The sequence below is a fragment of the Prosthecobacter sp. genome (assembly GCF_014879935.1).
Classification (GTDB): Bacteria; Verrucomicrobiota; Verrucomicrobiia; order Verrucomicrobiales; family Verrucomicrobiaceae; genus Prosthecobacter.
This window is the reverse complement of record NZ_JACSRD010000050.1, coordinates 1-26953: the sequence shown is the minus strand read 5'-3', so window position 1 is coordinate 26953 and position 26953 is coordinate 1. Positions and strand designations below refer to the sequence as shown.

Below are 26953 nucleotides of genomic sequence, written 5' to 3'. Positions count from 1 at the left end.
GCTCGGGCAGCGTCCAGGCGAGTTGCAACAGCAGCGCGGCTTGTTCCTTCTCGGGGATCGTGATCCGCGGCAGCGTGATGGCGCGGCCGTCGGCGGTGTCGAACTCGACATCCACCAGCACGATCTTGCGCAGGTGTTGCAGCACTTGCCACGAGGTCAAACTCGGCGCTTTCCTCGCGGCGATTTTCTTCAGGCACACGTGCATGGCGTAGCCGAGGAAGGCGACCATGATGTGCGCTTCGACCCGGTGCCCGAGTTGGTGCCAGATGGGGCGCACTTTGATCTCGCTCTTCATGGTGCGAAAGGCGGCTTCGGCTTCGGTGAGCTGCACATAGGTTTGCCACAGCTCGGCGGCGTTGTGCTGGCCGGGCCAGTGGGCGCGCAGCAGATAGGCTCCATCGCGATTCACAGCGGCCTGCCACTTCTCGCGGTTCCATTCCCATTGGATGCACTGCTTTGTTTCGTCGTAACGGCAGTGTTTCAAAAAGCGCCACATGGGCCGGTGGCGTTCTTCGAGGTGGGCGATGCGGCGCTCGATGAGCTTGCTGTCCTTGAGGCTGCCACGGGCGACGCTGCGCCGCAGTTTGATCAGATCTCTGACGCAGGCTTTGAGCAAACGGCGGCGCATGGCGTGCTCTTTTTGCACGCGGCCCTGGCTGCGGGCGAGCACATAGACGTCGTTGTCATTGGGGCAAAGTTTGACCTCCACTTCGCTGGACGCCTTTTGCCAGTCCTTCTCGGTGAGGTGCTGCTCGAAGGCCTTGAGCTGCGGCTTGGGCGTGCCGACGAGGTAACACGCGCCACGCTCGCGCAGCCACTGCAAGTTGTCTTCCGTCGTTATGCCGCGATCGAAGACCCACACGCGCCTTGCCGTGCTTGCCTTCCACGGCCTCGACGATGTGCTTGAGCGTGGTGGAGTCGATCTTGTTGCCGTCGAAGACTTCATACGTCAGCGGAAAGCCCTCGGCGGTGACCACCAGCGCGATGACGAGCTGTTTGCAATCCGGGCGGTGATCGCGCGAACCGAGGGACGAGGTAGCCAGCCGCAGGCTGCCCCGCAGGGGTGAGCGCCGTGAGGCGGCGCGAAGCAATAACCACGCTTTGCCTTCGAGACACCCTCTGCGCCGCCTTCGAAGTAGGTGCTCGTCAGATCATAGAGGATGATGTCAAAGCTCGCGCCGAACAAATCCTTCCACTTCGCGGCGAGATGCTTCTCCAGCTCCGCCTTGTGCTCCACGATGCGGTCCAGGCAGCGATACAAACGATCCTTGTGCGCCACGGCGAAGTCACAGTCCAGCAGCACGTCCATCGCCGTCTGCGGGAACCATTTTTCGTGAACGAAGAGCTCGCTGCGCGGATCGAGCAGGCGGTTGACCGCGAGCAACTCCAGCACCTTCGCCCAAGGCACCTCGCCGCGTTCGTTTTCGAGACGCTGCTGCCAAAAACGCATCGAGCCCCAACTCCTGCCACAGCCGGCACCCAGCCCAGCAATCACCGAAGCGGCGCGGCTCGCGCACCCGCAGTGACGAGAGCCTCAGCTCGATCACATCATCGGCATCGGGCGGAGCCGCGCCCTCGCGATCCGCGAAGAGCCGGCGCTGCGAGCGCCGGCCATGATCATCGCCGTCAATGACCTCCAGCGTGCGCTGCCAGCTCTGGATCTGCGTCGTGTTCAGCTCGCCAAGGTGCAGGACCTGACGCTGGATGACGCGCCCGCCATGCACGCGCAGGCTCTCGCACACCGAGTAGTAGATGTGGTCTTTTCCGTCTTTGTGGCGGACACGTCGTTTGAGGAACATGCCCGCTGAAGATAACCCTGGGAAGAGCCGGTCAACACCCAAGGTCGGCACACAAGGGGTCCGCGTGGGCGCCCCCTCGCAAAATCAAGGCTTCCAGCGCGGCAGATGGGCCAAAATCACTGCTTTTCGACGAAATCTGCGAAACTTGGGCTAAGGCGCGACACCGCTGTCGCATGCCGGACGACATTCTTCGGCCTTTGAGCATTCTCCCGGCGCTCGACAGCGGTGTCGCCGGGGCAGGCTTGCGCCTTGCCCCTCTGCCACCGCACTCCACAACGCTTCGCGGCATGCGAGCCGATGCTCACAACTCCCACAGCTTCAAGTCGCGGGCCATGCGCCACATCAGTCTGTCGAGGGCCAGGCCGAGACCGTCTTTTCGACCGTTGAGCAGCCCGGCCCAGCAGACGCCTTTGGAGGTGCGGACCATGATCGTGGTGGTGCCGGGCAGTGAGCCGGTGTGCCACCAGTTGGGCGCCTGGTTCACGTTCCAGCCGCGTGCGTAGCTCTGGCTGACACCTGGAGTGGTCATCGAACGGATCGTGTCTGCGGACAGCAGCTTGGGCAGTTGCGAGGCGAAGCGCACCAAATCAGCGGCCGTGGCGATCCAGCCGCCGTGCGAGTCCATCCGCGTCACATTCATGGCGTAGGCAGCACCGGGCTTTTCCGTGAGATACATGACCTCCGGCATCTGGCGGCCTGCGAGTGTGTTTCCAGCGATGCGCATGCTTTGGATGCCACACGGGGCGAAAACTGACTCGCTGACATGCTCCGCATACGTTTTGCCGGAGAGCTTTTCCAGCACGCGGCCAAGCACGCAGTAGCCGAAGTTCGAATAGGCAAAACTGCCTCCGGGTTTGTTCGCGAGCTTCTGGCTGGCCAGCGTCCATGCGATGAGTTCATCATGGCTCATCGCGATGTTCTTGAACATCGGGTCATCCTTGTCGTTCGCCCAGCCGCCGCTGGTGTGGGTAAGCAGGTGATCGACCGTGATCGTGGCCAGATCGCCTTCGTAATCGCCCCCAAGCAGGCCTTTCGGCCCCCAAATCGTGTCGCTGAGCTTCAAGCTGCCTTTTTCGACCTGCATCATCACCGCGGTGGCGGTGACCGGCTTCGAGATGCTGGCGATGCGGAAGCGGTGCTGGGGAGTGACAGGCTCCTGCCGTTGCGCATCCGCAAAGCCATGACTTTCTTCAAACTCGACCACTCCGTCGCGACCGTAGGCGATGCTCATGCCGCCGATCCCGTGCTCCCGAAGAAACGCCTGCGCGATGTCACGAACGGTCTCGCGTGGCGTGTCAGCCAGCGCCGGCAGGGCGGTCAGGGAGCTGAGAAAGATGCGTCGTCTCATAGTGCTCGTTCAAACGGCCATCAGACCGACTTCTCCATCACATAATCATCCATGACAAAGCCGCTGCCGATGTCGGTGCAGACGTCTTCGGTGAAGTGGAAGCCGGCGCGGAGGTAGGCGCGGATGGCGGGGGCGTTGCGCTTGTTGACGCGAAGACGCACGGATTTGCAGCGCAGGTCGCGGGCGCGTTCATGCGCCCAGCGCAGGGTGAGGCCGCCGAGCCCGAGGCCATGCATCTCGGGAAGCACATACAGCTTGTTGATGAAGAGCACGGGCTCCAGGGCGAGTTTTTCAAAGGAAATGTAGCCGACGGCACCGCGGCCTTCGACTTCGACGAGCGCATACCAGACATCCCGCGCCTGCATTTCGTGCGCCATGTTGCCTGGCTGATACCAGATGGAGAGCATGTAGCGGATCTGCGCGTCGCTGATGATCCCAGGATAACAAGCGAGCCAGATGGCCTGCGCGAGCTTCTGCACGGTGACCAGTTCGTCCGGCCCGATGCGGCGGATGCGCGTGACCGGCGCCTGTTTGGGCCCGGCCACGGCATGGAGTGCGTTTTGCCAGACCTCGAGATCGTTTGCGGGTGAGAGACGCTGCAAATGACCGGTGATCTGGGCCAGCGTGGGCTCGATCACCTGCTCGCCGCGGATCTGTTTGTCGTCGGCGGGGAATTCGGCCTCCGGCAGGATCGTTTTGGCGAGATACCAGCAGGCCCAGGCACGCCAGATGCGCAGTTCCTTGTTCGGCTCGACCATGCGGGTGGCGAGGTGCTGCCAGTGACGGCGTGGATTGCCGATGAACTGGCCCTCGACGCGGTTTTGCATGATCCACACGAGCGCCGCATAGGGCAGCGGCCATCTGGCGAGAACGGGTTCGCCGCCGGTCAGTGGAATCGACAGCGCACGGTTGATGAGGAGGATGCTCTTCGCAGGAAAACCCTCGCGCCAGAGGCTTTGCGCATAGTGCAGCGCCGTTTCGTAAAACAGCGGCCCGCGCTCGTGGTTCAGCGCCTCGACATCCGTGTGGTCGAAATGCCGGTTTTCCTCCGGAAGCAGCGGACAGGGCGGATTGATCCACGCGGTGTGTTTCATGCCGATTTCTCCTCCCACGCCTTCGCACGGGACAGCGCACGATTCCAGCCGTGCGTGATCTTCGCACGGGCGGCGGCTTTCATCGCGGGCTTGAGCTTGCGATCCACCTGCCAGTGCCTGGCGATGTCTGCGAGGTTCTTCCAGAAACCGACCGCGAGGCCCGCGAGACAGGCGGCACCGAGGGCGGTGGTTTCATTGACCTTGGGACGGACGACAGGCACACCGAGCAGGTCACACTGCATCTGCATCAGGAGGTTGTTCAAACTGGCGCCGCCATCGACGCGGAGTTCCTTCAGCTTGATGCCGGAATCGGCCTCCATGGCTTTCAGGATGTCCATGACTTGCAAAGCGATGCCTTCCAAGGCCGCACGGGCGATGTGGGCCGCGGTGGTGCCACGCGTGATGCCCACGAGCGTGCCACGTGCATACGCATCCCAATGCGGCGCACCGAGGCCGGCGAAGGCGGGCACGAGATACACGCCGCCGGTGTCAGGGACGCTCGCGGCGAGCGCCTCGACCTCGGGCGCGGACTTGATGATGCCCAGGCCATCGCGCAGCCATTGAATCGCCGCACCAGCGATGAACACGCTGCCTTCCAGCGCGTATTCGGTGCGTCCGTCGATGCGCCAGGCGACGGTGGTGAGGAGTTTGTTTTTCGAGGCGATCGGTTTGGTGCCGGTGTTCATCAGCATGAAGCAGCCGGTGCCATAGGTGTTCTTCACCATGCCGGGTTTCACGCACACCTGGCCAAAGAGCGCGGCCTGCTGGTCGCCCGCGATGCCGGCGACGGGAATGCTGCCGCCGAGCAGTGAGGTCTCGCCGAACACGCCACTGGAATCTTTCACCTCCGGCAGCATCGAGCGCGGGACACCGAAGATCTTCAAGAGCTCGTCATCCCAGGCACTTTTGCGGATGTCGTAGAGCATGGTGCGGGAGGCGTTGCTGACATCGGTGGCATGCACCTTGCCGCCGGTGAGATTCCACAGCAGCCACGAGTCGATGGTGCCAAAGGCGAGCTCGCCCCTAGCGGCGCGGGCTTTGAGGCCCTTCACGTTCTCCAGCATCCACTGCACCTTCGTGGCGGAGAAGTAGGCATCCACCACGAGGCCGGTCTTCTTTTGAATGACACGATCCAGCTTCCGCGCACGCAGCTTGTCGCAGATGGGCGCGGTGCGGCGATCCTGCCAGACGATGGCGTTGCACACAGGCTTTCCAGTCTTGCGATCCCAAACCACGGCCGTCTCACGCTGGTTCGTGATGCCGATCGCGGCCACATCGGCGGCCTTGGCTCCCGCCTTGTGCAGCACCTCGGAGGCCACGCCCGCCTGGGTGGCCCAGATCTCCTGCGCATCGTGCTCCACCCATCCTGGTTTCGGAAAAAGCTGCCGGAACTCCTTCTGCGCGACGGCAACGATGCCGCCGTCGTGATTGAAGAGGATGGCGCGTGAGCTGGTGGTGCCCTGGTCGAGTGCGAGGATGTATTTCATGGTTAATCGCGATGTTCCCAAGAGCCTGATGCGGAGTCAATGCTTACAAACACCTGGGGAACATGTAGATGGCCTTTTGCGGCCAGGGTGAATAGAATCCGCCCGGCAACGACCAAACCACGTCATGCAAACCACATCTGAAACTGCTGTGCCTGCCGCATCGCAGGCCCGTCCGAAAAGGAGTCCCGTCCTCATCACCCTCGCGGTCATTCTCGGCCTCGCGGGCGTCGCAGCCGCCGCAGGCGGCCTCTGGGTCAAACACACGTTTTATCCTTCCGCCATCACGCCAGTGAGCCTCACCGCCACGGAACAGCAGGCGTTTGAGGGAAAGCTGCAGGCCCTGAATGATCCCGCCTCCGCGGATGAGGCCAGCCGCACCCTCGTCATCAATGAGCGTGAGGTGAACGCCTACCTGGCGAAGCAGGAACTGGGAGAGAGCGTGCAGGTGAAATTTGGCGAGGGGAGCGTCTCCGCCGCGATCATCCTGACCGCGCCTGAGGACTTCCCGGTGTTTCCCAATCAGAAGATCCGCCTGCGCTTCACCTTCGGCACCAGCTTGTCGGCCGAGCACAAGCTCTCGCTGAAACTCGACGACCTCAGCCTTGGCGGCATCTCGCTGCCGAACAGCTGGATCGGCGACATCAAGGGCGTCGATCTCGTCGCCGAAAACGTCGAGTCCGATCCGGCGCTGCAGAAGTTCCTGGCCGGCATCCAGTCGATGGAGATTCACAACGGCACGCTGCGCCTCGTTCTGAATAAGTGAGAAGCCATCACAGGTAAATGAAAAAGCCGCGGAGACTTCTCCGCGGCTTTTTTGGCTTCAGGAGCTCATTTCGGCTCCTTGAGCTTCTTCACGAGGTATTCCAGCGCGTTCTTCGCCACGCCCTCCACACCGGGGTAGTAGAGCTCGCATGTCACTCCATTCGCCTTGCAGTGCTCCTGGAGTTTCACACCGAAGTTCGCCGTGTGGGTGGGATCCTTCTCGTCTTTGCCGAGGTTCGGCGGGCCGTTGAAGGTCAGATGCACAGGCGGATCATCGCTGGTGACCAGCGCGTAGGGCGAGTATTCCGCGATCCACGGCAGGATCTTCTCACGGGCGGCCAGGAAGGCGTCGAAGGTGGGGCGGTCCTTGCCAGTCAGAGAAAGGAAGGCATGGCCGCCGTATTTGCTGTTCGGTGTCCATTCCTTCATCTGCTGCGGGTCCAGCGTCGTCTGCGCACCAGCGACGGAGGCGCAGTAAAGCCGCGTGGACTCGCGGGCGATCGGATCGCTGCTCTTGGGATCGGCCATGTCGGGATGGAAGGCCAGCCACAGGCTGCTGCAGGCCCCCGCGCTGCCTCCGCTGGCACCGATCCGTTCCTTGTCGATGTTCCACTCCGCCGCCTTGCTGCGCACGGTCTGCAACGCACGCGCGGCGTCATGCAGCGGTCCCTTCACCGGCGGCACTTCGTCCTGGGACTGGGAAACGTAGCGATAGTTGATCGAGACGACGGAGATGCCCTCCTTCAGGTAAGGCTCCACCGCGACTCCCGCCTTGTCGCCTCCCATCCATCCGCCGCCATGGATGTAAAACAGCAGCGGTGTCGGCTTGTCGGACTTCGCCTGCCAGAAATCGAGCACGTTCCGTTCCGCCGGTCCATACTTCAAATTCGCCACCGTCGGGGGCGGGTTCTTCGGATAAACCTTCTTGGCCGGAGCCTTCTTCGCAGGTGCCTCGGCTTTCTTCGCCGGCGTGTCTGCCGCAAAGGCAATGCTGGTGAGCAGGAGGAGGGAGAGGATGAGTTTCATGGTGGGCCAATCAAACGCTGGCACGACCGACCATCTCACAGGGTGATGCCAATCTTCATTCTTCCCCTTCTTCGAGAAGCAGTCGGTGCTCGTGCCGCACCTGCAACACCGTCACCACCTGATGCGCCTCATCCACTGTGAACAGCACCCGCCAGCCCACGCCCGACTTCCATGGACGGAAGAGCATGCGGCGAATCACGACTTCGGGGTGCCATCTGCCGTTTTCAGCGGCCAGACCGTAACGTTCAGGATGCTCGCGGAGTTTTTCGAGAGCCTTGTCCAGTTCACGGGTCCAGCGTACGGCCAGTTCGTCGCCGTCTTCCAATTCCGTATGATACCAGTCACGCTGCTGCCGGATGCTCAGTCTGGCTTCGGCTGAAAGTGCCAGGGAGTACCTCATGCCTTCTGCGTCTGCTGCCCGTCCTCACGATAAAGCTCATCGAAGAACTCACGCGCGGGCGTGCCGCGATCCCCTGCGGCGTAAGCCGCAACGGCCTCATGCAGTCGCACATCCATCTGATGCTCATAAGCTTCCCTGGCCATCTTTTCATACGCTTCCACCGGCACCAGCACCGCCGCCGCTTCTCCATCCTGAGTTAACACCGTCGCCCGGCCCCTCTGCTTGAGACGCGCTGAGTGCTCACGTGTGTCCTGGGCGAACTCCGCCATGCTGAGGACATCGGTGTTGAGGATCGTGTTCACGGTCAAAAACTATCACAAACTTCCCAGCAGCGGCAAGCCGCAAAATCCCTCAATAGACCAGCACCAACACGGCGGCCTGCTCCACGTCTTTGATCACGTCCTCGAACTTGCGATCCGTCGTAATGGGCTCCTTGAGCTTGGCCGCGACTTCGGGAATGGACTCCAGGAAACTCAGGAGGTAGCTGCTTTTCACGGCGTAGTTCACGTTCTCGGCCAGCGTGCCGGTGGTGGCGATCGCCGCCTTCTGGCTCAATCCACCTTTCACAATGCCGATGACATTTCCATGTTCATCCACCAGCGCACCGCCCGAGTTTCCCGGCTGCAGAGGCAAGCTGATCTGGAAATGCCGCGCATCATCTTGAACGCCCGCGAGGCTGGCGATTTCGCCCTTGGCCAGTTTGGGCGAAAACCCTTGCAGCCCCACGTTTGGAAAACCAACCGTGGCAGCAGTGGATCCAAGCCGCACGCTCCGACTCGAAGTGACGGGTAATGATGCAAACTTTCCCTCCACCTTGAGCAAGGCGAGATCATTTGCCGTGTCCACCTTCACCACTTTGGCAGAAATTGTGCCGCTGCCTGTGAGCACAAGCACCGTTGCGCCTTTGCCTGCCACATGCTGGTTGGTGATGAGATAGCCGTCATCTGTGATGAAAAAGCCGCTGCCAGACGATTCAGGACGGGATTGCTCTGCCGCCTCGCGTGAGACCGGGCTTTCTTCTCGATGCGCCTTTCGCGCTTGGAATTCACGTGCCAACCGTTGCCCTTCCGCCCGTTGTGTCGGCGTCAACCGGCTCTCAGTAATTTCGATGTTTCCCTTTGCAGCTTCGCGTAGCGCACCTGCCAACAACAGCCATTTATAAGCTTCAACTTCATCTTTCGGCACACCTTTGCCCTGAGCATACATGATACCAAGATTGTTTTGCGCCTCGGCATTATTTTGCTCGGCGGCTCTGCGATACCACTTTGCCGCTTCGACATCATTGTAATTTTTGGCATAAAAGTAGCCAAGGTAAAATTGCGCATCAACATTGTCATGCTCGGCGGGTTTCCGAAAATAGGCTGCCGCCATTTGCTCATCCTTCTTTACGCCCTGCCCGTCGGCATACATGCGGCCGAGTGTGGACAGCGCTTCAAGACACCCGGTTGCGGCCTTCTCATACCACTCCACCGCCTTGGCAACATCTCTGGGCACACCTTGACCATTGGCATACATGCGGCCAAGCTCAAACTCTGCCACTTCAATCCCATATTTAACGGCCTCACGAAGTAGTTTCAACGCCTCAGCATTGTCCTGCATCACACCTTGGCCCCTAGCATACATGCGTCCTAGTTCGGCTTGCGCATAGTGATTCGGAATCCGATCAACGACATCTGATGCGGCTTTGCGAAACCATTTCACCGCTTCAGCCTCATCCTGCCGCACGCCTCGACCTTCTTTATACATTAAACCGAGTTTGTGTTGCGCATCGGCATCCCCTTGTTCAGCCGCCTTGCGGTACCATTTCACCGTTACGGCATCGTCCTGCGTTACGCCCCGGCCATGGTCATACATGTGGCCGAGGTTGAATTGCGCTCTGACATCCCCTTGCTCGGCAGCCTTCTGGTACCACTTTACCGCTTCGGCCTCATCCTTCGTTACTCCTGTTCCGCTGGCATACATGAAACCAAGGTAGCGTTGCGACAAGGCGTCCCCTACCATCTCGGCTGCCTTGCGATACTTCAACACCGCTTCGGCCTGGCCCACATCTTCCTCTACGCCGTAGTTCCAGCGGAGCACGCCTTGCGCTTCATCATCCCCCTGCGCAACAGCTTTGCGCACCCACTTCAGCCCCTCGCCTTTGTCCTTCAGCACGTCCTTGCCATTGTAATACATGAGTGAAAGTTCGCGTTGCGCGCCGGCATCCCCTTGTTCAGCGGCCCTGCGAAACCACTTCATAGCTTCGGTCTTGTTGTTCGAAGTGCCCTCTCTCCTGTTAAACCAGCAACCGAGCCAGTACTGTGCCTTGGCATGCCGACCTTCAGCAGCTTTGAGGAACCACTTCAGCGCCTCGTTTTGGTCCACTGGCACACCACGGCCACTGAAATGCACGACACCGAGACAGAATTGCGCCTGAACGTCACCTTTTTCGGCGGCACTGTGAAACCACTCAATCACTCCGGCATAATTTTGTTCTTGGGCCTTGTGATACCATTTCTTCGCTTCTTCACGGTTCTCTGGGACACCTTGTCCATTAGCATACATAACACCAAGGCCGAACTCTGCATTAGCAAGACCCTGCGCAGCCGCCTTGAGATGCCACTTTACTGCTTCGGTTTCGTCCTTCGTCACCCCTCGTCCGCTGGCATACATGAGCCCCAGGTTGGATTGCGCCATGGCGTCACCTTGCTCCGCAGCTTTGAGAAACCACTTCGCCGCTTCGGCATCGTTCTTCGGTACACCTTGGCCGTCGTCATACATGGTGCCGAGCTGGTACTGCGCCTTGGCATCGCCCTGTTCGGCCTTGGTGCGGAGATCATCAACGGGTTGCTTATTCTTGGTGCAGCCAGACAAAGCCACCACCAGCACGAGGACATGCATCAGAATGCAACGGCGCGTTTTCATATGCGGATCGTAGGACAACCTCGGCGGCTTACAACGTCGAAAAAAGAAAGCCGTAGCCTCCCCACACTCAACACCGCCGTCTCCCTTTTCGGTCGCGAATACTTGACATCTGCTTCGCCATTTGAGTTACGATGGCGGTCATTTGGTCATATTGACTCCAATGGCGTTCAGCAGCTTCCTGCCCATCGGGGTAATGATCCAAGCCTTCTCTCGAAAGCGGTCAAATGAGGAAGGCCCATCGACGTGGTAAAAGAACGAGTCAGTAAGGACTGTGTCATGCAGAAGTCCTCTAGCGATCAGCTTCGAAATGGAATGGACCGTAGAGCCGTGCCGGGTAAGCCATGCTGAATCATGCGATTGATGGCTGGCCTGAGTCAATCCGGGAGTCACTGTGCCAGTAATCATATCACCCCTCATCGCTCCTCTGTGACGACCAAAAGTCTCCAGCAATGTTAAATCGGGATCGGTAAGCTGCTCAATGTGATGAATAAGATCAATTCGTTCATCAGGAGAAGTGCTCTCTGGAGCGGAAATAAATTGGCTATAAAGCATTGAAAACACTCGGCGCTTCGCATCCGAAGTTTCCCGCTTCGCGGCAGCAACACATCTTTCAAGAAGCTCTGCAACATCGGGCATCTTCTGCACATGAGACTTCAAGTCTTGGTGTTGCGCTTCGAGGCCGCGAAGATGGTCAGCAAGTTGGTTAAAAAACTCATGTATTCGTTTTGATTGGCTGTGGGCTTCATATTCCGACCAAGCTTGAACGACTGCACCACCGACTCCAGGCACGAGCTGGGCTAGCGTACGGATCGTTCCGGCAATTAGAGCCTTTGTGTCATCGAAAGGTGGCATGTGTGGATTCAATGGACGTTTCAAGCTTTGCATGAAAGCGTCAATCCGAGTTTGCTAACATCATTTTTTCAAACGACAGGATTCGAACTGAATATCCGTGCTGTTACTTCTTCAGCGTCTCGATCAAGAACTCCGCGATGCTCTTGTGCTTCACATCGGGTGTGCCGGGATAGTTCAGTTCACACTCGGTCCCGATTTCGCGGCAGTGTTCCTGAAGTTTCACGCCGTAGTTGGCGGTGTGCGTGGGATCCTTCTGCGGCTGACCGATGGCGGGGGCGCTGCTGTAGAGGAGATAGACAGGCGGATCATCTTTGCTCACGAGTTCGTAAGGCGAGTACATCTTGATCCACTTCAGCACGGAGTCGCGTTTCTCCAGAAACTCGGCGAAGCGCGTGTCGCGGGTCTTCTTGTCGTTCGGATCCATGAAGCCGAAGGCATGGCCGCCGTAGCGGCTGTTCGGCGTCCATTCGATGAGCTGCTTTGGATCAAGCGAGGTCTGCGCTCCTGTCACCGCCGCGCACCAGAGACGGGTGGACTCGCGGGCGACGGGATCGCTGCTCTTGGGATCGGCCATGTCATCATGGAAAGCCAGATACAGGCTGCTGCACGCACCTGCGCTGCCGCCGCTGGCGCCGATGCGTTGCTTGTCGATGTTCCATTCGCCCGCCTTGCTGCGAACGAACTGCAACGCACGCGCCGCATCCTCCAACGGCCACTGCACCGGGGGCATCACGCCCGCGAGCTGCGCCTGATAGGAGTAGCGGTAGTTGATGGAGACGACGGAGATGCCGGCCTTGAGGCACGCCTCGAGTTCGCCGACACCAGATTTGTCGCCGTTCACCCAGCCGCCGCCGTGAATGAAAAACAGCAGCGGCGTCGGTTTGGCGGACTCTGCTTTGTAAAAGTCGAGCACCTGCCGCTCATGCGTGCCGTACGCCACGTTCGCGATGGTGGGCGCTCGTTTCGGCACCGGAGCCGGTTTGGCGGCGGGCGCGGGCGTTTGCGCATGTAGAGATGCAGCGAGGAGGAAGGAGAGAAGTGCGAATCGTTTCATGAAGGGAAGGCATTCCAAAACGCGGCAAACGAGGCGTTTGATCAACCCTTGGCGCTCTCTCTGCAAACTCACACCTCCGGCAGTTCAAAGCCGGCAGCGTATTCCTCCTGGCAAAGCTTGCTGGCCTCGGCCGCGAATTCTCCGGTGAACAGGTTGCTGGCGGGATCGTAATCGAGCCAGGGGCCGACGATGATCTGTTGCGAGCTGATGTCGATCTGGTTGGCCGCGAGGTTCTTGAGGAACTCGGCAAAGAGTTCCTGGCCGAACTTGTCGCCTTGCAGGCGTTCCTTGAGTTCCTCCGTCTTCATCGCCTTGCCGAGGCGGTAGGACACATTCGCCAGATGAGCGAGGCACGCGGCGTGGTGGCCGTGGCGGATGTGCAGCACGTCCTTGGTGTATTTTCCGGCGCGGACGCTGTCGATGAAGTTCTTCATGTGGTCCGGGCCGGTGAGGAAGTTTTCGAACTTCATGATGGCCTTGCCCTCGTTGTCGTAGGCCTTTGATTCGGCCACGTAGCCGCCTTCGCAGTGGATGACGTTGCCATCGCGCACGCCTTTGTACGGAGCCGAGCCAAGCTTCGGATTCATGTCCTTCATCGGCAGGCCAAACTTGTCCATGATGAGCGGCACGGGCTCATAAGGATGGAAGGCGATCTGGCAGTTCGCGGTCTGACCGTCGTCCACATAACCCCAGCGGTTGCCGAAGCTCATCACGCGCTTCGGCAGCACATCGGGATCGCCGAGCGCCCAGCGTGCCACGTCATACTGATGCGGCCCTTGATTGCCGATGTCGCCGTTGCCATACGGCCACTGCCAATGCCAGTCGTAGTGCAGCTTTTCACGCATGAGCGGCATCTCGGGCCGCGGTGCGGACCACAGCTTGTAATCGACGGTGGCAGGCGGCGTCTGCGGGCCGCTGACTTTGCCGATGCTCATGCGCAGACCGTGCACCAGCGCGTGGGAGAGCTTCGGCTTGCCGATGTGGCCTTCTTTCACCCACTGCATCGCCGCAGCCCAGCCTTCATCGGAGCGGCGCTGCATGCCGTGCTGGACGACGATGCCTTTCGCCGCCGCTTTCGTCGCCGCAGCCATCAGTTTCGCGCTTTCGATGAGATTATGGCTCACCGGTTTCTCCACATACACGTGCTTGCCGTGCTGCAAGGCCGTCAACGCGATGAGTACATGGCTGTGATTCGGCGTGGCGATGGTCACCGCGTCGATGTCCTTGTCGGCGCAGCATTCACGGAAATCGCGATAGGTTTTGACCGTGATGTTCTCCTTGGCGAGCGCCGCCACCTGCTTGTCGATGACGTCCTGATCGACATCGCAAAGGGCGACAAGGCGCACGCCCGGAACCTTCAGCAATTCCTTGATGTGACCACGGCCCCGGCCACGAAAACCGATGGTGGCCACACGCACATCCCCATTCGCACCGAGCGGCGCGGCCCAGGCGGGCAATGTGACAGCTCCAGCAAGAGAGGAGGCGAGGAAACGACGGCGGGATGTGGTGGGCGCGTTCATGGTGCGGCTATAACGCGGGCCGTGAGCTTGCCTTTGCGAAGTTCACGCCTAGCCGTGCCCCATGCAGCCACTGCCGACCCTCGCCGAAATCGAAGCCGCGAAGACTTTGATCCGACCGCACATCCATGAGACGCCCGCCTATCGCTGGCCGCTGCTGGAGGCCGGCCTCGGCTGTGAACTGTGGCTGAAGCATGAGAACCACACCCCCGTCGGAGCCTTCAAGATCCGCGGCGGCCTCGTTTACATGGATGAACTCAAACGTGCGGAACCCGGCGTGCGTGGTGTCATCGCGGCCACCACCGGCAATCATGGCCAGTCCATCGCGTTTGCCGCGAAGCTGAACGGTCTGCGTGCGGTAATCGTCGTGCCGCATGGCAACAACCCGGAAAAAAACGCGGCGATGCGTTCGCTCGGAGCCGAATTGATCGAGCACGGCCGCGAGTTTCAGGAGGCGCTGGAGTTTTCACGCGAACTGGCTGCCAAAGAAGGCCTGCATGCCGTGCCGTCGTTTCATCCGTGGCTCGTCCGCGGCGTGGCCACGTATGCGCTGGAGCTGTTTCGTGCCCGTGGCGAACTGGACGCCGTTTACGTGCCCATCGGCCTCGGTTCCGGCTTCTGCGGCATCGCATCGGCTCGCGAAGCTCTCGGATTCAAGACCAAGATCATCGGCGTCGTGTCCGAACACGCGCCAGCGTATGCGCTTTCGTTTCAACAAGGCCGTTTCGTCGAACAATCGAGCACCACGCGCGTGGCGGAAGGTGTGGCGTGCAAAACGCCGAACAAGGACGCGCTGGAGCATGTCATCCGGCACGCGCACGAGGTCGTGACGGTGAACGACGACGAAGCCGTCTCCGCGATGCGGGAGCTCATTCACGCGACCCACAACATCGCCGAAGGTGCGGGCGCATTGGCTTACGCAGCGCTGAAGAAGCAGTGTGAGGCATGGCATGGAAAACGCGTGGCCTGCATTCTGACCGGCGGGAATGCGAGCATGGGCATGCTTTCGGCAGCCTTGGGCAGGTGAGGGGCTGGGCGGCTTCGATCATCCGGAGCCGAAGTTCCTCGTCATCGGGCATTCCAGCCCCGAGAACTTCGGAATAGAGAGCTGCGAAAGTGAGGTGCCTTCAAACAAGCCCGGCCACTCCCTGGCTCAAATCCCCGCCAGCTTCATCGCGTAGGCGAGGGTGTCAATCTCGGCGGCAGCCTTGTCCCGGCGGATGGCTTTGATGCGGGGGAAACGCATGGCGAGGCCGCTGTTGTGGCGGTCGCTGGGCTGGATGCTATCGAAGGCGATCTCCAGCACGATCTGCGGCACCACGGTGCGCACGCGGCCTTTCTGACTGAGCGTGGTTTGCGTGAAGTGCTCGGTGAGTCCCTCGATCTCGGCATCGGTGAGGCCGCTGTAGGCTTTGCCGATGACTTTGAGTGAGTTGCCGTCGGCTTCATCGCGCACGGCGAAGGTGTAGTCGCTGAGCACATGACTGCGCTTGCCGTGACCTTGCTCGGCCTTCACGACAACGACATCGAGCGTGGCGAAGGCCTTTTTGAGCTTCAGCCACGATTTGCCGCGACGTCCGGGCGAGTAGGCGCTGGCGGCATCTTTGGCGATGAGACCTTCGTTTCCGCGTCGGCGGGCGGCGAGGAAGGCAGCTTCGATCTCTTCAGCATTCGTGGCGTGAATGACGTGGATCGTTTCCAGGCCCGCAGGCATCGAAAGAGCCTCCAATTCGGCCCGGCGGGCCTCCAAAGGCTGTTCGAGCAACGAAACGCCATTTTTCCACAGCAGGTCGAAGACGACGTATTTCACGCTCACCTCGCTCGGGAGGAACAGATCGGCCTGATCGCGTCTGCCGAGTCGTTTTTGCAGATCGAAGAAGGTCAGTTTTTTGCCTTCGGCGTGCGCGATGATCTCGCCGTCGAAAATGACGTCATCGCTCAAAAGTCGCATCGAGGCCGCCACCTCGGGAAACTGGCCGGAAATGGGTTTGAGGTCTCGCGTGAAGATTTCGACGCGATTCGCGCTGCGATGCACTTGAGCGCGAATGCCGTCGAATTTGTCCTCCAGCCACACTTTCTCGCCTGGAAGACGTTCGCGGATGGCCTGCGCGGTTTCTTCCGGCGAGGCGAGCATGACTTTGATCGGCACAAAGAGCCTCGGCGCGGCTTCGTGGAGCTTGTGAGCCTTCGCGAGCAAGGCGGCGGCGCTGATGTCGCCGCAAAGCATCGCGGCCTCGCGCACGTCATCGGCCTGCGCGTCAAACGCGGCGGCCACGGCTTCCTCGATGAGGCCTTCTTTCGATCCCATGCGCAGTTCGCCAGTGAGAAGCCGCACGAGCCACGAACCCGCGGAGGCGCTGAGATGTTGCAGCCGTGCTTTGAGCAGGCTGACGCGTTCCATCTGGCTGCCGGCGTGGCGAAGTCGCTCAAAAAGCTGCGCCACGTCGGCGAGGTGGCATTTCTCCGGCGTGAGCGTGGCACGCTGCAAAACGAGGAAGGCCGTACGTCCCGCATCCGCCTGCGAACGCGAGATGGCGCGATATTCGGCCTCCTTCAGCCCGCTGAGCTCCATCAAGGCGCGTTTGATCAAAGCCCAGCCCGTGTTCAACGCGCCCTCGCCCGTGCTGCCGCTCGAAAACAACGCCGCGAGCTTCAATTCATCTTCATCGAGCTCTTTCAACAACGCCGCGAGCAGCTCCACCTTCTTCAAGCGCGACGAAACCTCTGCGGTGGCCGCACAAACGCGTGCCCACTCGATGAAACTGCCTTCGCCCCACGACTCGTCCTCCGACTTTGAACCTGAAACTTGAAACTTGGAACCTTCGATGCGGAGCTCGAGTTGATCATCCCCCTCCAACGTCCACGCTTCCACGCCACGCGTGCGTAGCTCCGCCGCAAACTCCCGTGTGTAACCATGCACGAGCCACACGCGGCGTGGTTTCACCAGTTCGACCGTTTCAAGAAGCTCTGGATGATCGGCGTGATCGCTGAGCGGGAAGACTTCATCGACTTGATAACGAAACTTCGCGCCAGGCGTGAGCGCCCAGCCGCTGAGCATCGCAGTGCGGCAGACTTTGAGTTTTTTCAGCGCGAGCGACTTGCCGTTGCTCGGCGGAAAGATGAGCACGTGGCCGTGGGCCTCGGCGGCATCGAAAAGCCGGAACGCTGGCAGTTTGCCCAGCAGCGGCGCGACGGCGCGGGTCATGTCCCACACGGCCTTGTGCAGCATGACGGGATGCCCGGTCTCCGCGAGCGCACAGAGGATCTCCTGCGCCTTGCCGAGTGAGTAGCCGAGCAGCACCGGGATGCCGCCGTCCTCAATGGTCTCCTGCACCCACTTCAGCACCTGCGCGACGATTTGCGGCACGGGCGGAAACGCATACTGCGGCAGGCCAAAGGTGCACTCCATGATGAGCGTGTCCGCATTCAGCAGCTCGCAGCGCTCGGAGCTGAGGCCCTGGCGCAGTTTGTAGTCGCCGGTGTAAAGCAGCGTGGCGCCGTCCGACTTCCGCGTGAAGTGCAGCATGGCGGAGCCGATGATGTGGCCGGCAGGCAGCAGCCGCAGCTCCCAGCCCTCCCATTCGATGACCTCGCGCATCGGCAGCGCCCGCACCTCGCCTTCGTTTTTGAAGCCGTAGCGCGTCTTCATGAGGTCGCGGGTGGTCTCGGAGCAAAACGTGAGCTCATGCCGGGCGACGTGATCGCTGTGCGCGTGCGAGATGAAGGCACGCTTCACGCCAAAGTGCGGATCGAGCCACAGGTCCGCCTCCGGGAGGTAAATCCCGTGTCGGTGGACGACTTCGATCAGTGGAGGCATGGCGTTTCGCATTCTACGCGTTGCGCGGACGCGTCGGATGGCGAAGTCTCCATGAATGGCTTCCCTCGCCGATCAACTCACAATTCTCCTCGGTTCCGACCGCGTTTCGACCACGCAGGCCGATCTCGCCACGCACAGCACGGACAAATGGTTCGCGTCGAACCCACCAGAAGTCGTCGTGCATGCGCAAAGCACGGACGATGTCTCGAAAACGCTGCGTTTCGCCAACGAGCACAGGATTCCCGTCACGCCGCAAGGGGCGCGGGTTGGTTATGTGGGCGGCGCGGTGCCGTTGAAGGGCGGAATCGCACTTTCCGTGGCCCGAATGAACAAGATCAAGGAGATCGCCATCGAGGACGGCGTCGCCGTTGTCGAGCCGGGCGTGATCACGGGCGATTTGCAGGCCGCCGTGCGGAAGCTCGGCTGGTTTTACCCACCCGACCCGGCCTCGCTGAAGGAATGCAGCCTCGGCGGCAACATCGCGACGAACGCGGGCGGGCCTCGCTGCCTGAAATACGGTGTCACCCGGCACTACGTGCTCGGTTTGGAGGCGGTGCTTGCTGACGGTTCGGTCGTGAAGGCGGGCGGACGTTGTCACAAAAACAAGACCGGCTTCGATCTCGTCGGCCTGATGGTTGGCAGCGAAGGCATGCTGGGCGTCGTCACTGAGGCCACGCTGCGTTTGATTCCGCATCCGCCGATGCGCGCGATGCTCTCCGCCGGTTTCAATTCGTTCGCCGAAGTCGCCAACGCCGTGCAGCGCATTCTTGGCAGCGGCTTCCTGCCTTCCGCGCTCGAGATTGCCGACAAGTTCACCCTGCGTGCCGCGCGCGAGTATCTCGGCGAATCCGTCACGCCGCAGGGCGATGCGCATCTGCTCGTGGAGATCGACGGCCATGCCGATTCGGTCAAAGGTGAGCTGCAGCAGCTCGTGAAGCTCGTGCGCGACCTCGGCTGCATCTGTTTGAACGAGGCGATGGGCGACACGGCATGCGAGGCCTTCTGGAAGCTGCGTCGTGAGTTCAGCTACAGCCTGCGCAACACCGGTTTGATCAAGTTGAACGAGGACATCGTCGTGCCACGCGGAAAACTCATCGATCTGGTCGATTTCGCGGAGCAGTTGCAGGGCGAGTTTGGTTTCCCCGTCGCCAGTTTCGGGCACGCGGGCGATGGCAACATCCACGTGAACATCATGGTGCCCACGATGGATGATCCGGCGATCCGCGAACGTGCCGAAGAGGCGCTCGACCGCTTGTTCCATCAGATCATCGCCTGGAACGGTGCGATCACCGGTGAACACGGCATCGGTGTCGCCAAGAAACGCTGGTGGCGCGATGCAATCCCGCCCGCGGCGCATGAAACACACCTGCGCCTGAAGAATGCGCTCGACCCGAACGGCATTCTGAATCCTGAAAAGTTTTTGGGGTGATGAACGATCCCGGAGGGATCCAAGAAGGTAGCCAGGGGTAAGTTCGCGAAGCGAATGCCACCCCTGGAACATGTCACGTCAACGAACCATCCAAAGGACGCATGCCGGAGGTATGCGAGAATCATTCGTGGATCCGGCGTTACCGAGGAGCCATTGGCTGCTTCTTGCATCCCTCCAGGATGCGCTCTTGAGAGCAATACGTTTTTTCACTTCATCCGGTGGTATTCAGCCGCTTCGCGGCTTCGACCACCGGCTACCTTCTTTGATCCCTCCGGGATCGTGAATGATTTTGCAAACACCGTCTCGCTGCAAGATCATGGGCTCGTGACCTGTTCCCTGCCAACCACCATGACCAAACTGCTCATTCCAACCCTCCTGCTCGCGCTGCCGCTGTGCGCCGCGGACGTGAAATTCAAAAAGCTCACGCTCTCCAATGAATTCTGGTGCGAGGGCGCCCACTTCGCCGACTTCGACCAGGATGGGAACAACGACATCTGCGCCGGGCCGTTTGTGTGGTGGGGACCGGACTTCAAGGAACGCAGTGCCTACAACGCGCCGAAGCCGGACCGCGCCAAGCCGCTCACCGATGAGGACTACGTGCCGAATCACGCGAAGTTCATCGAGGCCGCGCCCGACTTCAAAGGCAAGGCCGGCGATCCGCTCGGCTACTCGGATTACTTCCTGACCAACACCTACGACTTCAACAGCGACGGCAAGATGGACATCCTCGTCTTCTCCTGGCCGGGCGACATCACCGCGTGGTATGAGAATCCCGGCAAGCGCACGAAGGAAGCCTGGAAGCGTCACATCGTCTTCGACGTGACTGACAACGAGTCTCCGCAGCTCGGCGACATGGACGGTGACGGCAAACCGGAGCTGATCTGCCATACGGGCGGGCGTCTGGGCTATGCCTCACTCGATTGGTCGAATCCGGGCGCAAAATCGACGTATCACGCCATCGCGAAGCCGGATGTGAAGCGCTACTTCCGCTACACGCATGGTTATGGCTTCGGCGACATCAACGGCGACAAGCGCCCCGACATCCTCGACAAGGACGGCTGGCGCGAACAACCCGCCACTTCTTCCGAGGAGTGGGTGTTCCATCCCGTGCCCTTTGCTCCCGAAGGCGCTCGCGGCGGTTCACAGATGCAGGTCTATGATGTGAATGGCGACGGCAAGAACGACGTGCTCACAAGCTGGGACGCGCATGGCTACGGCTTCGCTTACTACGAGCAGAAGGCCGATGGCAGCTTCGTCACCCACCAAATTCTTGGCGAAAAGCCGGAAGACAGCCCGCATGGCGTGAAGTTCACGCAAACCCACGCCACCACGATGGCGGACATCGATGGCGACGGCGTCCAGGATCTCATCACCGGCAAGCGCTACTGGGCACACGGCCCGAACAAGGATGCCGAGCCCGGCGCTCCGGCTGTTCTCTACTGGTTCCAGATCAAACGCGACGGCAAAGGCGGCGCTGATTTGATCCCGCACGAGATCGACAACGACAGCGGAGTCGGCACACAGGTCACGGCCGGTGACGTGAACAAGGACGGCAAGCAGGACGTGATCGTCGGCAACAAGAAGGGCGTGTTCCTGTTTCTGCAGGAGTGACGTGACTTGTGGCTCGGTATTCTGATGCCGAGTCGGCACTGCCGCGGAATCGGAATTCCGCGCTACAACAGCAAATCGCCCGTCTGTAGCGGGTGCCCGCGCAGGAAGTCGGCGGCAGACAAACGTCTGCCGCCTTCGATTTGGACTTCGAGCAGGCTGAGCAGGCCGTTGCCGCAACTGACGACGATGCCGCTCGCATCCGCGCTGACGATGGTTCCGGGCGGAGGACACGCGTCGGCGTTCGGGATGAGTTGAGCGCGGTGAATCTTCATCTGCGTGTCTTTGAGCATGCAGGACGTGCCCGGCCACGGGGTGAAGGCACGGACGAGGCGGTCGAGTTCGATGGCGGGACGGCTCCAGTCGATGCGTCCATCTTGACGCGTGAGTTTGCGGACGTGCGTGGCCTTGGAATCGTCCTGTTTCTCACGCGGCGGATGGCCGGTGGCGAGCAGGTCGAGTGCCTCTTCGAGCGCGGCAGGTGCCTGGATCGCGAGTTTGTCATGCAGAGTGCCGCCAGTGTCGTCATCGGCGATGGGCAGACGTTTCATCAGCAGGATGTCGCCGGTGTCGAGGCCTTCATCCATGAACATTATGGTGACGCCGGTTTCCGCATCGCCATCACGGATCGCTGCCTGGATTGGTGCCGCGCCGCGATGACGTGGCAACAGCGACGTGTGGACGTTCAGGCAACCGAGAGGTGGCACTTCGAGAACGGCACGAGACAAAATCTGGCCGTACGCGATGACGATGGCGACATCAGCATTGAAGGCTTTCAGTTCTTCGACCGCGTGACGGAGTTTCGGCGGTTGGATGACCTGGATGCCCGCGGCGAGTGCCCGAACCTTGATCTGGGGCGGTGTGAGCACCTGTTTGCGGCCCACGGGCTTGTCCGGCTGCGTGACGACGCCGACGACTTCGTGTTTCGATGTGTTGAGCAGCCATTCCAAGGATGGAAGGCCGATGTCGCCGGTGCCGATGAACAGAACGCGCATAGAAGCTGAGAGCTAAGGGCTAAGAGCGAAGAGTCCAATCCAACGTGTGAAGCATGCGGTTTGGACTCTCTGCCCTCTGCTCTTCGCTCCAGGCTGTTAGATCTTCATCTTCTCGAGTTCCTTCCACGCCTCCAGCGTCATCACGCCGGCGAGGATGTCGTAAAGCACCTTCGCCGGTGCCTGGCTGGCATCGATGGGCACCACGCGGTCGCCGGCGTAGTAGTCGAGGATCGGCTTTGTCTCCGCCTCGTAGGTGGCAAAGCGTTGCTGGATGACGGCTTCGTTCGCGTCGTCAAAGCGGTTGTCCTTCAGGGCACGTTTGCGCAGGCGGCGGGCCAGTTCCGTGCGGTCGGGGCACGAAAGGTGGAAGACTTTGAGCACCTCGATGTCCTTCTCCATGAGCTTCGCCTGCTCCACATTGCGCGGGATGCCATCGAGCACGAGGAAATCGATCTCCGGCTTGAACATGTGCGAATCGACACGGTGCTGGATGTTCTCCCGCCAGAGCTCCACGGTGACGTCGTCTGGAACGAGCTCACCACGGCTGGAGTACTGCACGAATTTCTGCCCGAGGGTTGTGCGCGTGTCGAGCGAGCGAAACACATCACCGCAGGCGAGGTGGTGAAAGCGCGGGATGGAGCCGAGCACCTTGCCCTGGGTTCCCTTGCCGCTGCCGGGAGCGCCAAGGATCAGAAGAGTGCGGAAACGTTCGGGTTTGGAGGTGTCGGACATGGTCAAAAGGGGTGGGGAGTCTAGCACGTTACGTTTTTGCAACAACTTGCGCGGCTGCCGATTTCACGTGGTCAAAATCCAGTGCGACGAGGTCACCGCTTTCCTCCTGCAACACGTTCACCCAAGGCTGCGGCGGCGCCCACACGGCAGGATTTGTGGGACCAAAAAGCAGCAGCGACGGGACCCCGCACGCGGCGGCCAGATGCGAGATGCCGCTGTCATGGCCGAGAAAGGCGGCGCACGTGCCGAGACGGGCTGCGAGTTCCGGAAGAGGCAAGGAATGCCACTGCATAGGCCGGTTCACCTTCACGCCGCGGGCTTCCTCGGCCTCGCCGGTGATGAACACAATCTCATGACTGGAAAACTCGTCGGCGAGGCGCAGCCAGTGCTCCAGCGGCCAGTTTTTCTTCTCCGAACCACTGCCGAGATGGATCGCGACGCGATTCGGCACCACGGGCGGCCGTTCGAACTGGACGCAGTTCAGGTGTTCGTCTTCCAGGAACATCGCCAGCTTCTCCAGACTCTTCGCGAGCTGGCGGGAGGCATGTTCGCCCTCGTTTTGAACGCGTGGCGAGCATTCGATGAGCGTCTTCACGCCGACGCGTTCCAGGCTGGCGCGGAACAGGCCATCGGGATCGTAAAGGAAACTGACGACCAGGTCGAAACTGCGCAGATGGGTGGCGAGTTCCTCATCGATCACCGCATTTTTGCCGAACAGCGGCGCCATGGTGCGGTGATGCAGGCTGCGGATCGAATCAGCGAGGCCGGCGGCGCGTGCGAGTTCCGCGATGGCCGGGTAGCCGATGACTTCGAGGTGGCAGCCGACGATGGTCTGCCTCAGAAGACGGATCGCCGGCAGGGTGAGGATGAAATCCCCAATCGCACCGCCACGAATGACGAGGACGCGGGGCGGCGGTTTCATGAGTCACGCTTTCCCTGAAGCACCACCACGCCGCATTCAGTGCAGCGGTGCGCGGCTGACTCGTCGCTGGCCCAGTCGAGAACGGAAACGCTGCCGGAGTCAGGAGAGCCAAAGTACAGGTGTGGCAGCGCCAGACCTGCGATCAGGGCACCCGGAAGGGACTGGCCGAGATGGACGGAACCACGAATCATGGTTTTCTGGCACCGCGGGCAGTCCATGATCTGATCAATACCAGAGCAACGCGGCCAGGAGCAGCACCGCGCCGTAGCCGATGCCGGACCAGATGGCGAGGTTCCAGCGCTGCGGTCTGGCGAGCAGCCAGTTCACCGCATCACGCATGAGGAAGGGCATGCCGATGAAGTACATGCCGACGATGATCCAGATGTAGGACAGGACCGGCAGCAGCAGGCGGCTGACCTGCGGCTGGAGATAGGCTGCGGTGAGCACCGGGCCTGCCACGAGCAGCATCAGGGCGCCGAGCGCACGCACGGCGAGGAATTCCTTCACGTAGATCAACACCGCCACGTAACCGCCCACGGTCACCATGATGAAGGTGCGGCGCATGTTGAAAAACTCGCCCATGTCCATGTTCGACAGGGCGAAGACGCCCCAGATCATGTCGATGGTCAGCAGGATCACGCCCCAGGGGTAGTTGCGCGGGAAGGTCTTGAGAAAGGCCTGCGTTTTCGCGGCATTTTTCATCGCCCACACGTGGGAGGCGATCAAACCGAGCGCCACGACGATGCCCGTGCCCTTCAGCGGAATGCCACCGGTCGGGTTCTCATGGTAAAGGTAGTCGTAAAGATCGGCAAACATGCGCTTTGGGGGGCCGGAAAAAACGGGCGCACAGGTGGCGCAGACCGTCGAAAAGAGCAAACGCGATGTTCCGCAGCAAGGTTTGGGTTGCTGCGACAGGGACAGGCGGCACTATGACTCCTCCCATCCTTGATGAAAGCACAAGACCGCGACTCCACTCCCGCCTGGTATGTTGTTCACACACGTCCGAAGTGCGAGCACATCGCCGCGTCGCTGATGATCGGGCTGGAGAATGTGGAGGTTTACTGCCCGCGCATCCGCTTCCAGAAAAACACCCGGCGGGGGAAGGTCTGGTTCGTCGAGGCGCTGTTCCCGAGCTACTTCTTCGCCCGGTTCACGCCGATCGAGTCGCTGCGGGCGGTGAAACACTCGCAGAGCGTGATCAAGGTGGTCGATTTCGGCGGCAACCTGACGCCGGTCTCCGACAACGTGATCGCCGAGTTGAAGAAGGAGATGGAGGGCAAGGAGGTGCGGGAGGTGCTTGTCGGCGTGAAGGTGGGCGACACCGTGGAGCTGACCGAAGGGCCGATGCGTGGCCTGAAGGGCGTCGTGAACGCCATGCTCACCGGCGCGGAGCGCGTGCGCGTGCTGCTGGAGTTCCTCGGGCGTGAAAATGCGGTGGAGGTGCCCCTCTCGAAGCTGCTGACGGAGCACAAACCGCGTGCAGTCATCGCCTCACGGTGATACGCAGGGGCAATGCTCACGATCCGCAACGTCACCAAGACCTTCAACGCCCGCACGCTGTTCAGCGGCGCGAACATGACGATCAACTACGCCGAACGCGTGGCGTTGGTGGGACCGAATGGAGCGGGCAAATCGACGCTGTTCTCGCTCATCTTGAAAAACGACACGCCGGACTCCGGCGAGGTCATCCGTGACGAGTGGACGACCGTGGGTTTCCTGCCGCAGGAAGCCGAGGCAGTGGGGAATGAGACCGTGCTGGAGGTCGCGACGGGCAAAGCGGGTGAAATCGAGAAACTGGAGAAGGAACTGAGCGCTTTTGAGGCCGCGGGCGATGTCTCCAGCCCGGAATACTTCGAGGCGCATGCGAAGCACGACGCGCTGCAGGACCCACAGGCCGAGGCCAGGGCGAAACGCATCCTCAAGGGCCTCGGATACCTCGAAAGTGACTTTGACCGGCCGGCCCGCGAGTTCAGCGGTGGCTGGGTGATGCGCGCGCACATGGCGCGGCTGCTGGTGATGGAGCCGGATTTGCTGCTGCTCGACGAGCCGACGAACCACCTGGACCTCCTGTCGCTGATGTGGTTCCGCAACTATCTGAAGAACTACCCCGGCGCGATCCTCATGATCTCCCATGACCGCGATTTCATGGACGAGCTGGTGCAGAACGTCTTTGAGATCGAGGACAGCAAGCTGATCGCCTACACCGGGAACTACAGCGACTACTTGAAGCAGCGTGAGGAGAACTGGGAACGCGCCATGCAGGCTTACAAGAACCAGCAGAAGGAAATCGAGGCGATGCAGGAGTTCATCGACCGTTTCCGCTCCGTGGCGTCGAAGGCCGCGCAGGCGCAAAGCCGGGAGCGCCAGCTGGAGAAGATGGACAAGCTGGAGAAGCCGCGTCCGCTGCGCAAAGGCTTCCGCTTCAACTTCCCGCAGCCGCAGCGCAGCGGCCAGCGTTTGATCGCCTTGTCGAACATCGACCAGGCCTACGGCACGAAGCAGGTTTACAAAGGCCTGGACCTCGAGGTCGAGCGTGGCGAGCGCACCGTGCTGGTGGGGCCAAACGGCGCGGGCAAATCGACGCTGATCAAGATTCTGGCCGGTGAGGTGCCCTTCCAGAAGGGTGAGCGCAAACTCGGCACGAATGTGAAGCTCGGTTACTTCTCACAGCATCGCGCCGACACGCTGGACCCGGATTGCAGCGTGCTGGAGGAGTTGCGTCGGGTGGCTCCCGAAATTCGCGAGGATGAAGCCCGCAGCATCCTCGGCTCCTTCCTCTTCAAGCGTGAGGACGTGCACAAGAAGTGCAAGGTCCTGTCCGGTGGCGAGAAAAGCCGCCTCAATCTGGTGAAGTTCCTCGTCGATCCGCCGAACCTGCTGCTGATGGACGAGCCGACGACGCATCTGGACATCTGGGCCATCGAAGGCCTGATCATGGCGCTGGAGAAGTTTGAAGGCACGCTGGTCTTCATCAGCCATGACGTGCATTTCATCCGCCGCCTCGCCCAGAAGGTGATCCACATCAACGCCGGCAAGCTCACCACCTATGTCGGTGACTACGATTACTATTTGCAGAAGACCGGCGCGGAAGAGAACGCCCGCGCGGCCGTGGTGGCGGGGTAGCCTGCATTTCTCACGCTCTGGAGCTTGCGCGGCGGCGCTGTAGCGCGGAATTCCGATTCCGCGAAGGCCCCGCCTCGGAATCGG

The 26953-nt window shown here is 60.9% G+C and carries 25 protein-coding genes; 7 read left to right on the top strand and 18 right to left on the bottom strand.

The features are described 5' to 3' along the window. Both IAE77_RS01145 and IAE77_RS01140 read right to left on the bottom strand, forming a co-directional pair. A partial coding sequence (locus IAE77_RS01145) for an IS1634 family transposase (RefSeq protein WP_294220588.1) occupies window positions 1–862 on the bottom strand: 862 nt, incomplete at its 3' end. A gap of 87 nt (window positions 863–949) precedes the next feature. After that, entirely contained in the window at window positions 950–1450 is a 501-nt protein-coding gene (locus tag IAE77_RS01140; protein WP_294220585.1) for a hypothetical protein, read from the bottom strand. Window positions 1451–1613: 163 nt separating this feature from the next. Here IAE77_RS01140 and IAE77_RS01135 point away from each other — a divergent pair, with 163 nt between their 5' ends. Next, the gene (locus IAE77_RS01135) at window positions 1614–1808 is read left to right on the top strand and encodes a hypothetical protein (protein ID WP_294220582.1); all 195 of its coding nucleotides are present in this window, start codon (window positions 1614–1616) and stop codon (window positions 1806–1808) included. A 292-nt stretch (window positions 1809–2100) separates the two neighbouring features. Here the strand turns inward: IAE77_RS01135 and IAE77_RS01130 are convergent, their stop codons facing one another. From IAE77_RS01130 to glpK, 3 genes are read right to left on the bottom strand one after another with little or no spacing between them, the layout of a single operon-like run. Further along, window positions 2101–3147 carry a serine hydrolase domain-containing protein gene (locus tag IAE77_RS01130; RefSeq protein WP_294220580.1) on the bottom strand — a complete coding sequence of 349 codons (1047 nt, stop codon included), beginning with the start codon at window positions 3145–3147 and terminating at the stop codon, window positions 2101–2103. A 20-nt stretch (window positions 3148–3167) separates the two neighbouring features. Further along, a complete protein-coding gene (locus tag IAE77_RS01125; RefSeq protein WP_294220577.1) occupies window positions 3168–4241 on the bottom strand; it encodes a GNAT family N-acetyltransferase in 1074 nt (357 codons plus the stop codon). Beyond that, complete coding sequence (glpK, locus tag IAE77_RS01120; RefSeq protein ID WP_294220575.1) at window positions 4238–5728, bottom strand: glycerol kinase GlpK; 1491 nt, start codon at window positions 5726–5728, stop codon at window positions 4238–4240. Before glpK ends, IAE77_RS01125 begins: the two co-directional genes overlap by 4 nt. 124 nt (window positions 5729–5852) lie before the next feature. Between glpK and IAE77_RS01115 the strand changes: the two genes are divergently transcribed. Next, window positions 5853–6491: a hypothetical protein gene (locus tag IAE77_RS01115; RefSeq protein WP_294220573.1), complete on the top strand. Its 639-nt coding sequence runs from the start codon at window positions 5853–5855 to the stop codon at window positions 6489–6491. A gap of 65 nt (window positions 6492–6556) precedes the next feature. Here IAE77_RS01115 and IAE77_RS01110 read toward each other — a convergent pair whose 3' ends face one another. The 7 genes from IAE77_RS01110 to IAE77_RS01080 all read right to left on the bottom strand — a co-directional run bounded on the left by IAE77_RS01110 (window position 6557) and on the right by IAE77_RS01080 (window position 14246). Further along, window positions 6557–7516 (bottom strand): alpha/beta hydrolase, encoded by a 960-nt coding sequence (locus IAE77_RS01110; RefSeq protein ID WP_294220570.1) that lies wholly within the window; start codon window positions 7514–7516, stop codon window positions 6557–6559. A 55-nt stretch (window positions 7517–7571) separates the two neighbouring features. Next, a complete protein-coding gene (locus IAE77_RS01105) occupies window positions 7572–7916 on the bottom strand; it encodes a type II toxin-antitoxin system RelE/ParE family toxin (RefSeq protein WP_294220568.1) in 345 nt (114 codons plus the stop codon). Next, on the bottom strand, window positions 7913–8218 hold the full coding sequence (locus IAE77_RS01100; protein ID WP_294220565.1) for a hypothetical protein: 306 nt from the start codon (window positions 8216–8218) through the stop codon (window positions 7913–7915). Before IAE77_RS01100 ends, IAE77_RS01105 begins: the two co-directional genes overlap by 4 nt. 49 nt (window positions 8219–8267) lie before the next feature. Continuing rightward, entirely contained in the window at window positions 8268–10838 is a 2571-nt protein-coding gene (locus IAE77_RS01095; RefSeq protein WP_294220558.1) for a trypsin-like peptidase domain-containing protein, read from the bottom strand. Between the two features lie 120 nt (window positions 10839–10958). Beyond that, window positions 10959–11672, bottom strand: coding sequence for a hypothetical protein (locus IAE77_RS01090; protein ID WP_294220555.1), 714 nt, complete (start codon window positions 11670–11672; stop codon window positions 10959–10961). 103 nt (window positions 11673–11775) lie between these two features. Further along, window positions 11776–12726, bottom strand: a complete 951-nt coding sequence (locus IAE77_RS01085) for an alpha/beta hydrolase (RefSeq protein ID WP_294220552.1) — start codon at window positions 12724–12726, stop codon at window positions 11776–11778. A gap of 68 nt (window positions 12727–12794) precedes the next feature. Continuing rightward, window positions 12795–14246 carry a Gfo/Idh/MocA family oxidoreductase gene (locus IAE77_RS01080; RefSeq protein WP_294220550.1) on the bottom strand — a complete coding sequence of 484 codons (1452 nt, stop codon included), beginning with the start codon at window positions 14244–14246 and terminating at the stop codon, window positions 12795–12797. A 61-nt stretch (window positions 14247–14307) separates the two neighbouring features. Between IAE77_RS01080 and IAE77_RS01075 the strand changes: the two genes are divergently transcribed. Further along, the gene (locus IAE77_RS01075; protein WP_294220548.1) at window positions 14308–15270 is read left to right on the top strand and encodes a threonine dehydratase; all 963 of its coding nucleotides are present in this window, start codon (window positions 14308–14310) and stop codon (window positions 15268–15270) included. 126 nt (window positions 15271–15396) lie between these two features. Here IAE77_RS01075 and IAE77_RS01070 read toward each other — a convergent pair whose 3' ends face one another. Continuing rightward, window positions 15397–18060: an ATP-dependent DNA ligase gene (locus tag IAE77_RS01070; protein WP_294220545.1), complete on the bottom strand. Its 2664-nt coding sequence runs from the start codon at window positions 18058–18060 to the stop codon at window positions 15397–15399. A gap of 55 nt (window positions 18061–18115) precedes the next feature. On the opposite strand from IAE77_RS01070, the gene IAE77_RS01065 reads away from it, so the two are divergent. Together IAE77_RS01065 and IAE77_RS01060 are read left to right on the top strand one after the other, a co-directional pair. Continuing rightward, window positions 18116–19489 carry an FAD-linked oxidase C-terminal domain-containing protein gene (locus IAE77_RS01065; RefSeq protein WP_294220542.1) on the top strand — a complete coding sequence of 458 codons (1374 nt, stop codon included), beginning with the start codon at window positions 18116–18118 and terminating at the stop codon, window positions 19487–19489. 348 nt (window positions 19490–19837) lie between these two features. Then, on the top strand, window positions 19838–21100 hold the full coding sequence (locus IAE77_RS01060; RefSeq protein ID WP_294220539.1) for a VCBS repeat-containing protein: 1263 nt from the start codon (window positions 19838–19840) through the stop codon (window positions 21098–21100). Window positions 21101–21162: 62 nt separating this feature from the next. Here IAE77_RS01060 and fmt read toward each other — a convergent pair whose 3' ends face one another. From fmt to IAE77_RS01035, 5 genes are all read right to left on the bottom strand, one after another. Then, window positions 21163–22092: a methionyl-tRNA formyltransferase gene (gene fmt, locus IAE77_RS01055; protein ID WP_294220538.1), complete on the bottom strand. Its 930-nt coding sequence runs from the start codon at window positions 22090–22092 to the stop codon at window positions 21163–21165. A 96-nt stretch (window positions 22093–22188) separates the two neighbouring features. Then, window positions 22189–22824, bottom strand: a complete 636-nt coding sequence (locus IAE77_RS01050; RefSeq protein WP_294220534.1) for a nucleoside monophosphate kinase — start codon at window positions 22822–22824, stop codon at window positions 22189–22191. A 28-nt stretch (window positions 22825–22852) separates the two neighbouring features. Then, the gene (locus tag IAE77_RS01045) at window positions 22853–23746 is read right to left on the bottom strand and encodes a glycosyltransferase family 9 protein (RefSeq protein WP_294220531.1); all 894 of its coding nucleotides are present in this window, start codon (window positions 23744–23746) and stop codon (window positions 22853–22855) included. Next, entirely contained in the window at window positions 23743–23937 is a 195-nt protein-coding gene (locus tag IAE77_RS01040) for a hypothetical protein (protein ID WP_294220526.1), read from the bottom strand. The genes IAE77_RS01045 and IAE77_RS01040 overlap by 4 nt, the downstream gene beginning before the upstream one ends. A 34-nt stretch (window positions 23938–23971) precedes the next feature. Then, window positions 23972–24562, bottom strand: a complete 591-nt coding sequence (locus IAE77_RS01035) for a hypothetical protein (protein WP_294220523.1) — start codon at window positions 24560–24562, stop codon at window positions 23972–23974. Between the two features lie 132 nt (window positions 24563–24694). Here IAE77_RS01035 and IAE77_RS01030 point away from each other — a divergent pair, with 132 nt between their 5' ends. Both IAE77_RS01030 and IAE77_RS01025 read left to right on the top strand, forming a co-directional pair. Beyond that, on the top strand, window positions 24695–25246 hold the full coding sequence (locus IAE77_RS01030; protein ID WP_294220591.1) for a transcription termination/antitermination NusG family protein: 552 nt from the start codon (window positions 24695–24697) through the stop codon (window positions 25244–25246). A gap of 12 nt (window positions 25247–25258) precedes the next feature. Next, window positions 25259–26869 (top strand): ABC-F family ATP-binding cassette domain-containing protein, encoded by a 1611-nt coding sequence (locus IAE77_RS01025; protein ID WP_294220521.1) that lies wholly within the window; start codon window positions 25259–25261, stop codon window positions 26867–26869. The last annotated feature ends 84 nt before the right edge of the window (window positions 26870–26953 follow it).

What these genes read in the sequence shown, in the direction of transcription:
- IAE77_RS01030 (WP_294220591.1), top strand. Translation starts at nt 24,695, where the DNA reads ATGAAAGCACAAGACCGCGACTCCACTCCCGCCTGGTATGTTGTTCAC.
- IAE77_RS01125 (WP_294220577.1), bottom strand. Translation starts at nt 4,241, where the DNA reads ATGAAACACACCGCGTGGATCAATCCGCCCTGTCCGCTGCTTCCGGAG.
- IAE77_RS01065 (WP_294220542.1), top strand. Translation starts at nt 18,116, where the DNA reads ATGGCTTCCCTCGCCGATCAACTCACAATTCTCCTCGGTTCCGACCGC.
- IAE77_RS01045 (WP_294220531.1), bottom strand. Translation starts at nt 23,746, where the DNA reads ATGAAACCGCCGCCCCGCGTCCTCGTCATTCGTGGCGGTGCGATTGGG.
- IAE77_RS01050 (WP_294220534.1), bottom strand. Translation starts at nt 22,824, where the DNA reads ATGTCCGACACCTCCAAACCCGAACGTTTCCGCACTCTTCTGATCCTT.
- IAE77_RS01060 (WP_294220539.1), top strand. Translation starts at nt 19,838, where the DNA reads ATGACCAAACTGCTCATTCCAACCCTCCTGCTCGCGCTGCCGCTGTGC.
- IAE77_RS01135 (WP_294220582.1), top strand. Translation starts at nt 1,614, where the DNA reads ATGATCATCGCCGTCAATGACCTCCAGCGTGCGCTGCCAGCTCTGGAT.
- IAE77_RS01140 (WP_294220585.1), bottom strand. Translation starts at nt 1,450, where the DNA reads ATGCGTTTTTGGCAGCAGCGTCTCGAAAACGAACGCGGCGAGGTGCCT.
- IAE77_RS01040 (WP_294220526.1), bottom strand. Translation starts at nt 23,937, where the DNA reads ATGATTCGTGGTTCCGTCCATCTCGGCCAGTCCCTTCCGGGTGCCCTG.
- IAE77_RS01105 (WP_294220568.1), bottom strand. Translation starts at nt 7,916, where the DNA reads ATGAGGTACTCCCTGGCACTTTCAGCCGAAGCCAGACTGAGCATCCGG.
- IAE77_RS01075 (WP_294220548.1), top strand. Translation starts at nt 14,308, where the DNA reads ATGCAGCCACTGCCGACCCTCGCCGAAATCGAAGCCGCGAAGACTTTG.
- IAE77_RS01085 (WP_294220552.1), bottom strand. Translation starts at nt 12,726, where the DNA reads ATGAAACGATTCGCACTTCTCTCCTTCCTCCTCGCTGCATCTCTACAT.
- IAE77_RS01080 (WP_294220550.1), bottom strand. Translation starts at nt 14,246, where the DNA reads ATGAACGCGCCCACCACATCCCGCCGTCGTTTCCTCGCCTCCTCTCTT.
- fmt (WP_294220538.1), bottom strand. Translation starts at nt 22,092, where the DNA reads ATGCGCGTTCTGTTCATCGGCACCGGCGACATCGGCCTTCCATCCTTG.
- glpK (WP_294220575.1), bottom strand. Translation starts at nt 5,728, where the DNA reads ATGAAATACATCCTCGCACTCGACCAGGGCACCACCAGCTCACGCGCC.
- IAE77_RS01130 (WP_294220580.1), bottom strand. Translation starts at nt 3,147, where the DNA reads ATGAGACGACGCATCTTTCTCAGCTCCCTGACCGCCCTGCCGGCGCTG.
- IAE77_RS01035 (WP_294220523.1), bottom strand. Translation starts at nt 24,562, where the DNA reads ATGTTTGCCGATCTTTACGACTACCTTTACCATGAGAACCCGACCGGT.
- IAE77_RS01025 (WP_294220521.1), top strand. Translation starts at nt 25,259, where the DNA reads ATGCTCACGATCCGCAACGTCACCAAGACCTTCAACGCCCGCACGCTG.
- IAE77_RS01090 (WP_294220555.1), bottom strand. Translation starts at nt 11,672, where the DNA reads ATGCCACCTTTCGATGACACAAAGGCTCTAATTGCCGGAACGATCCGT.
- IAE77_RS01115 (WP_294220573.1), top strand. Translation starts at nt 5,853, where the DNA reads ATGCAAACCACATCTGAAACTGCTGTGCCTGCCGCATCGCAGGCCCGT.
- IAE77_RS01110 (WP_294220570.1), bottom strand. Translation starts at nt 7,516, where the DNA reads ATGAAACTCATCCTCTCCCTCCTCCTGCTCACCAGCATTGCCTTTGCG.
- IAE77_RS01070 (WP_294220545.1), bottom strand. Translation starts at nt 18,060, where the DNA reads ATGCCTCCACTGATCGAAGTCGTCCACCGACACGGGATTTACCTCCCG.